The following is a 7,489-nucleotide window of genomic DNA, read 5'->3' on the forward strand; positions in this document are numbered from 1 at the left end:
CTCGTGCTCAAAGACCATCCGCACTGCTCGCTCCCGAACCTCATCCGAATACCGCGTCCCGGTGGGCTTCCTTACCTTGCTTTCGTTTTCCATACTTCAAATCTCCTGTTACTGCCAAGATCCGAAGTCTCCTACATTCCCGGCGCGGTTCAATCGTCAAGCGGCCAGGTCAGCTAGCGCGTCGCATTCGACGAGGCGTGGCATACGGTGCGGATGCCGCATCCATTCGAACGCGAGATCGACGATCAGCGGCGTCGGCCGACTGCAGTCGAGTAACGCGAGCGCTTGCCGGTCGATCCACGCGCACCGCGCGATCTCCTGTGCGGGGCGTGGGATCGCGTGCGGATCGATGTCGGCGAGGAACACGTGATGCAGCTTGTGTGCGCCCGCGATGCGAAACAGGTAGCGGGCGTTGCCGCAGACAAGCCCGGTCTCTTCGGCCAGTTCTCGCCGGGCGGCATCGCGTAGCGATTCGCCCGCACACGGCTTGCCGCCTGGCAAGGTCCAGCGGGCATGCAAACGGGAAACCACAAGGATCCGCTCGCCGCGTCGGCAGAGGACGGTGGCGCGTTCTTTCATCGGCAAAATCCTCACTGTGTGCGACGCGACGGCAAGCAAAAAAAACGCCACCAGGAAAGGGTGGCGTAAACGGAGATCTAATGCTTCAAGCGGTATTGGATGGGCATGACCGAGCCATCCAACCCAGCCATTGTGGCGAAGTCAGGCCTGATGTGGAATCAGTCTGGTCTATTGTGGAATCGGTCGAGTCTGATTTCGCAGGTCGTCCGGCACGGCAGTCGGGCTGGGGTAATGAGCGCGATCTCGCCGGGCACTGGATACCAGTCCGTGTCGGCATGCTGGCGGTGTCAATGTGGGGAACAGTTGCGTCGGCGACGCCGGTTTCGTGCCGATGCGTCAGCCGTAGATCGGCAGCGTGAGGCACAGCTTGATCGCGAGCGCATTCGCGATTTCGATGAAGAGCGCGCTGACCATCGGCACGAGCAGGGAAGCTCGACGGCCCGACGCGGGCCGCGTCACGGCTTGCATGTTCGCGGTCGCGGTGAGCGGCGCACCGAGCCCGAAGCCGCAGTGGCGGGCGGCGAGTACGGGGGGGTGCCCCTATGTCCTTCGTCAAGCGTTAGGGGCTGACTTGGGTTTGTAAATGGTGCCGTCGCGCAGCATGGCGAACAGGACGTCGCAGCGTCGCCGTGCCAGCGCGATGAGCGCTTGGTTGTGGCGCTTGCCCTGCTGGATCTTGCGCGCGTAGTAAGCCCGCGAGACAGGATCCCGCAATGCCGCAAAGGCGGATAGGAACAAGGCGCGCTTGAGCACTTTGTTGCCGCGTCTGGATGGATGCTCACCACGAATGGATGAACCTGAACGCCGGGTGACCGGGGCAAGGCCAGCATAGGCCGCCAAGCGAACGCTTTATGCGCGACCTCGGTCAGGAGTCTGGCGGCGGTCCTGACGCCGACTCCCGGCATGCTGGTCAGGACCGGCCAAAGAGGGTGAGCAAGCACCAGTCGCTCAACTTCGGCGGCGACCTCGTCGCGTTGCTTACGCAAGGCCGCAAGCTGCTGGGCCAAGCGAGGCATGACGATGGTGGCAGCTTGCGTGCCGGGCACGGTCACGGCTTGTTCGCTCAGCGCCTGAACGATCTCGGCCGCCAAGCCTTTGCCCATGCGAGGAGCGAGCTTGGTCAGGCGATTGGCGAGCGTCTTCTCGCTGGTGGCGGCAAGCGCGGCGGGCGACGGATAGCGCTCAAGCAGATCGAGCACCGCTGGATGGTCGAGGCGCGGTCCGAGAACGCGTTCGAGAGCGGGATGGATCTGGGTGAGCAAGCCGCGAATGCGGTTGCTGGTTTGAGTGACTTGGTCGGCGAGATCGTCGTCGAAGCCGCACAGCATGGTGAGTTCGGCGAGTTGCTCGTCGGCCAACCGAAGCGAGCGCAGTGTGTGCGGCATCGAGCGAGCGGCTTCGGCAATGATCGCGGCATCGCGGGCATCGGTCTTGGCTTCGCCGGCGTGCAGATCAGCGATGCGGCGCATAGCCAGTCCCGGCAGATAGGCGACGAGTACGCCTTCATTGCGGGCAACGGCCACGGGAAGCGCGCCGATGGTGGAAGGCTGATCGACGACGAACAGGAGTCGGCCGTGAGTCTTGAGTTCGGCGATGAGGGCGCGTAGCTTGGCCTCGTCGTTGGGTAGCGCCTTGTTGTACAGGCGCTTGCCATTCCGATCGAGCGCGACGGCATGATGCTGGCCTTTACCGACATCGACGCCGATGAAGACATCGACGGCGCCATGTTGTTGAGTGTCTTGCATCGAAGTATGAGCAGAGTGAACGGATTGGCCTGCAACAACGGTGGCAAGTCTCGGCATCCACGTTACGGACGGCGTCGGGATATCCCGGCCAAACCCCTATTAGCGATCACCAGCCACCCACCAGGCCCGGTGACAACACCCCCCGGATCATGACTGCGACTGGGGGCGGGAATCATGCCGGGCCTGGCTGGCCAAAGCCCCGATTATCGGGGCGTGAAGATAGTAACGGGGCGGTAGTTCGCGCCCATCATGCGGAACGTCACGAAGATCTAAGCCAACATCAGCACGGTCTGCGCGATCAGCAGGATCAGCACCGGCAGCGCGAGCGCGGTCAACTCCCCCCGCCGCAGCGTCATCAGTGCTATCGCGGGGAGCAACGCAGACTCACGATGCCGAGCCGCGCTGATTCCGCGCGACCGGCTGTTCTGCGGGCCGATTGCGGAGCGCTGGAAGTATCTGTCGCTCGGCGTGCTGTTCGTCAACGTGTCGATCGGCGGCACGCTGACTGCCTACGCGGCACCACCGGTGCTGATGGTGGCGACCGCGTGGGGCTGGGACAGCACGTTCATGGCCACCCAGCTCGGCTGGAACGCCGCGGTCGTGGTGCTCGTCAACGCGACGGTGCTGATCGCGCTGATGCGCGGCGCGCTGGCAGCGTCGGGTGCGACGGGCGAGCGCGTGCCGGCGGGCGTCACGCTGATCCACGTCGGCTTCCTGGTGGGCGTCGTGCTCGGTGCGCATCATCCGGTCGTGTTCATCGGCCTGCTGCTGTTCTTCCTCGGCGGGCTCGTCGTGCTCAGTGGCTTGCAGCAGTGGTGGCTGCAGCCGATCGTCGCGTCGATGGACGCGTACGCACTCTATGCCGGCGCGCTCGGGCTGACCGTGATCGCCAACGCGCCGAACCCGGCCGGGCTGGCCATCGTGTGCCGCGGTTTCGCGGATGAATCGATTAGCGGTGCTGGCCGCGCCCGGATCGCAGGTACCGACCACCCGATGGTGCTAGTGAGCCAGCAGCAAGTCGGTGCCGCTCGCAAGCTGCTGGCAGGCTCGTCCGTATTCCTGGGTGCAGTCGATATCGTCTAGACACGAGCGCGCGACTTCCATGCGACGCAAACCCAAGTCCAAAAGACAGCGTGTGATGACGTAGTCACGCATGTCGGTCGCGCTACTGCGGTCAAACGCCCTGAGCAGTCATCGGAACTCTTCTGGCGACGGAACCCCGGGGCCGCCAAGATGCAATAGAGCAACGCGTGGCAGTGCTGCGATCAAAGTTGCGCCGGTGTTCGACCGCTCGCCTTGAAGAGGAAATAGTTGCGAACTGAAACACCGATACTCTTGATCGAATCAGGTGCGAGCCCACGTGCACGGCGCACGATAAAACGGACGACGCTCGCCGGAGCGATCTTCGATATGTCATTCGGCTGCTTGTCGAAGCATTCCGCGAGAACCTCACTCATCGGCGCGGCGCAGCCGGACGCAGCGTGTGCTATCGGAAAGCCCGCGAACTTCCATCATGTACCGAGTGAAGTTCGCCAGTTCTGTTTGTATCGAAGCGGATGATATCGGAGCCGGCGCCACTCGAGCGATGCCGTGCCTGTCAAGAATATGTATCAGTGCGGCGTGAACATTGGAGCGAATTCTCCAGCACTACGGGACGCTGACAACGAGGCAGATGTCGGTGGATGACGCGACCGATAATAGTACGGCCGACATCGTGAAAGGCAACGTGCCGTCGTGCTGTCCAGTGGAAAAATACACGGCACTGCGGGAGTCGCATTCCTCCGTCTCTACGGCATATCTGTGTTCCGTAAAAAAGTGATGCGCATCAGCGCGCGGCTCCAGGTCAGCCTTGGTGGATCAACCGATGATTCCAGATCAGGATGCATGTACATGAAGATGACGCTGGACTACGGGATCTAACGTTAGAGAATGCAGCACGCAACCTTACAAGTTGTAATAATGTGTGTTACATTACTATCCTCTGCGGGGCAGAGAGCAACCGTTAGCCATCTATTTTGGCAAAAGTTTCCATTCATCAAATGAAATAATTGGGCATGAATATTTCAAATATATTAAATATAGGAATACTAAGTATATTGGCGATGTTTTCTGGATCGATGCGCGCCGAAATTCATCAAGCATCAATCGGTGCTGCGCTCGAATCCATAAAAAACATTCCAATTGTTGTGCCAACAAACCAAGGGGTTCCCGCTGGTCTGACGGAGTTATCCAACGCACAAGTAATGCTGGAAATTCCAAACGAAACACATGTCTTGCTGTTACGAGTTGATGGCACGACATCAGCCGCGCTCAGTCATTATCAACGACTTATTGAAAGGTCGTTGAACTCAAAAGGTACTATCGTCTTACAAGGTTCAAAAGAGGCGTTGCTCGCACTGAAACCTCAATGGATCCGGGTTTGGCCTGAAGCTGATACCGTTGTCTTGACCAGTCGTTTTGGCACCCGTGTGGAAGGTTTACGTGACGAAGGGGTGGAAGATTGGCGCGCAATTGCACAGCTCATCGCTGGTCAGATCGAGCAAGCTCGCTCGGCAGAGGCTCAATTGGCCAACGACAAAATGTCAGATGGGTTGAGGCGAGCCAAAAGATCAACAGGTACAACGAATAGCTTTACGAAAAATGTAGAGTTTTCCGTTCGTCCAAGTTCTCCAGTGGAAGCTTGCACGATGTTCGGTAACGGCTTCGCAGCCAACACATTCGGACGTCCACTAACACCGAGCGAGCGGGATGAGGTTTCTAGTGAGGTGAGTCGTTGGTGCCAAAGTGGGACGCTGTCCTATTATCAGGGCGCTAGTGCACCGCGCAATGTTCCGAATTGGACGTATACTAAAAAGCCGAAACTCAGTTTGCTAACTGAATGGGCGTTGATTCGTAGCGAAGATGTACTAACACCAAGCAATTCAAAACACTACTTTTGGGTCAAGTCAATAGGACAAGGGGCGGGTTCTGGATTCACCCGAAATCTGCAAGATACCGCGTTCTATTCCAACAATGTAATGTATGGCCTTCTGGATGCAACTATCCACGCAGGTTGGGGAAATATTTATCCGCAGCTCCCGAAATCTTGGACTTATCCTGTCGGAGAGGCGGACTGGGCGGATCGTGATCCCAATTTGTTTGGGTGTGATTCTGGAGAAAGGGGGAGTGTTTGTCCAACAGGGGTAAGTGTAATTAGATTATTTCCTTCCGATACGTCAAATAATCAAGTAATGGTCTCCCAAGGGGAATCATTTACATTTGGTGGAATGGTGAATGTGTCAAGTCAAGTCTTCACTGATCCTTCAAAAGCAATAAAGGCGGATTTGATTTTAAAGCGTATGGATAGTTCGATGAGAACCGCGACACTGAATTTGACCAACACCCAAACGTCATCAGGGAAACCATATTCGCGCAGTACTCGTTGGCGTCCAGATGTTGCGGCAATTTGGGATTACGTAGTAATGCGAGGTATTGAAGGGGCATTTGCTACCGCCACTCCGACAGCAGCAACCATTAACCCTGAATATGACATTCTTTGGCAAATACCGACACAGCCGAATCAAGGAAAATTGATGAAATTCAATGTGGTCTATGAGGCGGGGTGGAATAATTGCGTAAAATATGTATGTGCAGGGATGCAATCACCCCCCGATCCAACCATTCCGCCTCAAGGGCGCGTATATTGGACAGACGGTGTGGTGGTTGATTTTAGGTCGTAGCGGACTGTTGAAATTCACCTCTCATGCGCACTCTATTCTAAACGGCTGGCGCATCGGTTTGGTTCATGCTGATTTAAGGTTGGACTATCCGAAATTCAGGTTAACCAATTCCACTGGATTTTCTGTTTGGATGCAGAGTGCCCATTCATGACGCTTGTGGGAGAAATGCAGGGGGGGCAGAATCCGCGAAAGGGTAGTTCAAGGCATCCGAACCGGATGCCGAATTGTCTAACTGTGATTCCAAAAGGGCCGAGGCTACGAAAGAGGTGCGAATGCAGCGAACTTTTTGACGCAACGATGGGGCGCAGCGGCTATCCTGCCTTGACCTTCCGCGCACACGGCACGTCGATAACCTCATTTGTCGACGCCGTGCCGCGCTCCGTCGCTTGCTTCTCAAATCAACTTCCGATGTAACGCCGCGTTAGCGCGGGCACGTCAGGTCGCAGTGCTGCACGCGAACGTGTCGCATCGTTTTCGCAACCCCAATATGCTTGCTTCGTTCCTCCATAAGGGGCGCGAGCATAACTGGAGCAGCTATGCAATCTCTTTCATCCGACACATCATCGAGTCAAGCACGTCGGTGTTCAGCCGACGTGAATCCAGTCCGCTGGCGCCCAGACTTTGCTCGTATCGACAAACATGTTGCGATCTCGATTGCTGACCAGATCGAGGAAGCCATTCGTTCGGGACTGTTTCAGCCCGGCGACCGGATCCCAACCCAACAGTCAATTGCCGACTCGCTGGGGTTTCACCTCAATACGGTCTATGCCGCATTCCGAGAGGTCGCACGACGTGGCCTGACGCGAGGATTCGCTCGTCGCGGGACGTTCGTGATAGACCGACGGACGAACTGACGTAGTCGAGTCAGCTGCTTGCCTCGGTGTCCCGTTCTGCTGTTGGTCGGCCATCCATATTCGCCTATTACACAGACGTCAACGGAACGGGGGATGTCAGCTACACATGGTGAACGACCGAAGGCGGAACAGGTGCTGAGCGACGACGGGCGCTCACAACTGATTCGATAGGACGTCCTGGTTCGATTTTGGCCGCGTTGCTCACGCGGGCGCGCTACCCCCCCCCCGGCGTCAGACTAGTTGTCGTGTCGTTTGATTCTTAGACGAGGTCCGGGGGCGGTAGAATCGGCATGAATGAAAGCCTACTCAACAGAACGAAAAGAAGCCCTGGTGCGTCGTATGATGCCGCCGGAAAATGTGCCGGTGTCCGCGCTGGCGCGAGAAACAGGGATCACCGAACAAACGTTGTACGTGTGGCGCCGCGAGGCGAAAGGAAAGGGATTGGCCGTGCCGGGCGACGGGAAGAACGCCGAAGGATGGTCTTCGGAAGACAAGTTTGCCGTTGTATTGGAAACTGCCCCGCTGAACGCAGCGGAGCTGGCCGAGTATTGCCGGCGCAAGGGTCTGTATCCCGAGCAAATCGCGGCGTGGC

Annotated in this window: 7 protein-coding genes and 2 pseudogenes; 5 read left to right on the plus strand and 4 right to left on the minus strand. The window is 57.7% G+C overall.

The annotated features are described in order from the left end of the window. Positions 1-156: 156 nt before the first annotated feature. The 3 genes and pseudogenes from BT264_RS36710 to BT264_RS36720 all read right to left on the minus strand — a co-directional run bounded on the left by BT264_RS36710 (position 157) and on the right by BT264_RS36720 (position 2,324). Positions 157-579 (minus strand): NUDIX hydrolase, encoded by a 423-nt coding sequence (locus tag BT264_RS36710; RefSeq protein ID WP_072445480.1) that lies wholly within the window; start codon positions 577-579, stop codon positions 157-159. A 336-nt stretch (positions 580-915) separates the two neighbouring features. Continuing rightward, positions 916-1,047: a sodium:glutamate symporter gene (locus tag BT264_RS36715; protein ID WP_072445481.1), complete on the minus strand. Its 132-nt coding sequence runs from the start codon at positions 1,045-1,047 to the stop codon at positions 916-918. 84 nt (positions 1,048-1,131) lie between these two features. Further along, a pseudogene (locus tag BT264_RS36720) lies at positions 1,132-2,324 on the minus strand (IS110 family transposase). On the opposite strand from BT264_RS36720, the gene BT264_RS39725 reads away from it, so the two are divergent. Continuing rightward, positions 2,253-2,477, plus strand: coding sequence for a hypothetical protein (locus BT264_RS39725; RefSeq protein ID WP_218173375.1), 225 nt, complete (start codon positions 2,253-2,255; stop codon positions 2,475-2,477). The pseudogene BT264_RS36720 and the gene BT264_RS39725 sit on opposite strands and share 72 nt — an antisense overlap. A 243-nt stretch (positions 2,478-2,720) precedes the next feature. Next, positions 2,721-3,407: pseudogene (locus tag BT264_RS36725) on the plus strand (putative Na+/H+ antiporter); the annotation flags it as partial. A gap of 182 nt (positions 3,408-3,589) precedes the next feature. Here BT264_RS36725 and BT264_RS38935 read toward each other — a convergent pair. Continuing rightward, positions 3,590-3,781: a hypothetical protein gene (locus BT264_RS38935; protein WP_143155853.1), complete on the minus strand. Its 192-nt coding sequence runs from the start codon at positions 3,779-3,781 to the stop codon at positions 3,590-3,592. A gap of 597 nt (positions 3,782-4,378) precedes the next feature. Between BT264_RS38935 and BT264_RS36730 the strand changes: the two genes are divergently transcribed. The 3 genes from BT264_RS36730 to BT264_RS36740 all read left to right on the plus strand — a co-directional run. Then, positions 4,379-6,043 (plus strand): hypothetical protein, encoded by a 1,665-nt coding sequence (locus BT264_RS36730; protein ID WP_256260778.1) that lies wholly within the window; start codon positions 4,379-4,381, stop codon positions 6,041-6,043. Positions 6,044-6,579: 536 nt separating this feature from the next. Then, positions 6,580-6,897, plus strand: coding sequence for a GntR family transcriptional regulator (locus tag BT264_RS36735; RefSeq protein ID WP_072445465.1), 318 nt, complete (start codon positions 6,580-6,582; stop codon positions 6,895-6,897). Positions 6,898-7,191: 294 nt separating this feature from the next. Beyond that, a partial coding sequence (locus tag BT264_RS36740) for a transposase (RefSeq protein ID WP_143156771.1) occupies positions 7,192-7,489 on the plus strand: 298 nt, incomplete at its 3' end.

The sequence above is a fragment of the Burkholderia sp. NFPP32 genome (assembly GCF_900119325.1).
Lineage (GTDB): Bacteria > Pseudomonadota > Gammaproteobacteria > Burkholderiales > Burkholderiaceae > Burkholderia > Burkholderia pyrrocinia_C.

Coding starts and splice junctions, on each gene's coding strand:
- BT264_RS36730 (WP_256260778.1), top strand. CDS start 4,379: ATGAATATTTCAAATATATTAAATATAGGAATACTAAGTATATTGGCG.
- BT264_RS39725 (WP_218173375.1), top strand. CDS start 2,253: ATGATGCTGGCCTTTACCGACATCGACGCCGATGAAGACATCGACGGC.
- BT264_RS38935 (WP_143155853.1), bottom strand. CDS start 3,781: ATGAGTGAGGTTCTCGCGGAATGCTTCGACAAGCAGCCGAATGACATA.
- BT264_RS36710 (WP_072445480.1), bottom strand. CDS start 579: ATGAAAGAACGCGCCACCGTCCTCTGCCGACGCGGCGAGCGGATCCTT.
- BT264_RS36715 (WP_072445481.1), bottom strand. CDS start 1,047: ATGCAAGCCGTGACGCGGCCCGCGTCGGGCCGTCGAGCTTCCCTGCTC.
- BT264_RS36735 (WP_072445465.1), top strand. CDS start 6,580: ATGCAATCTCTTTCATCCGACACATCATCGAGTCAAGCACGTCGGTGT.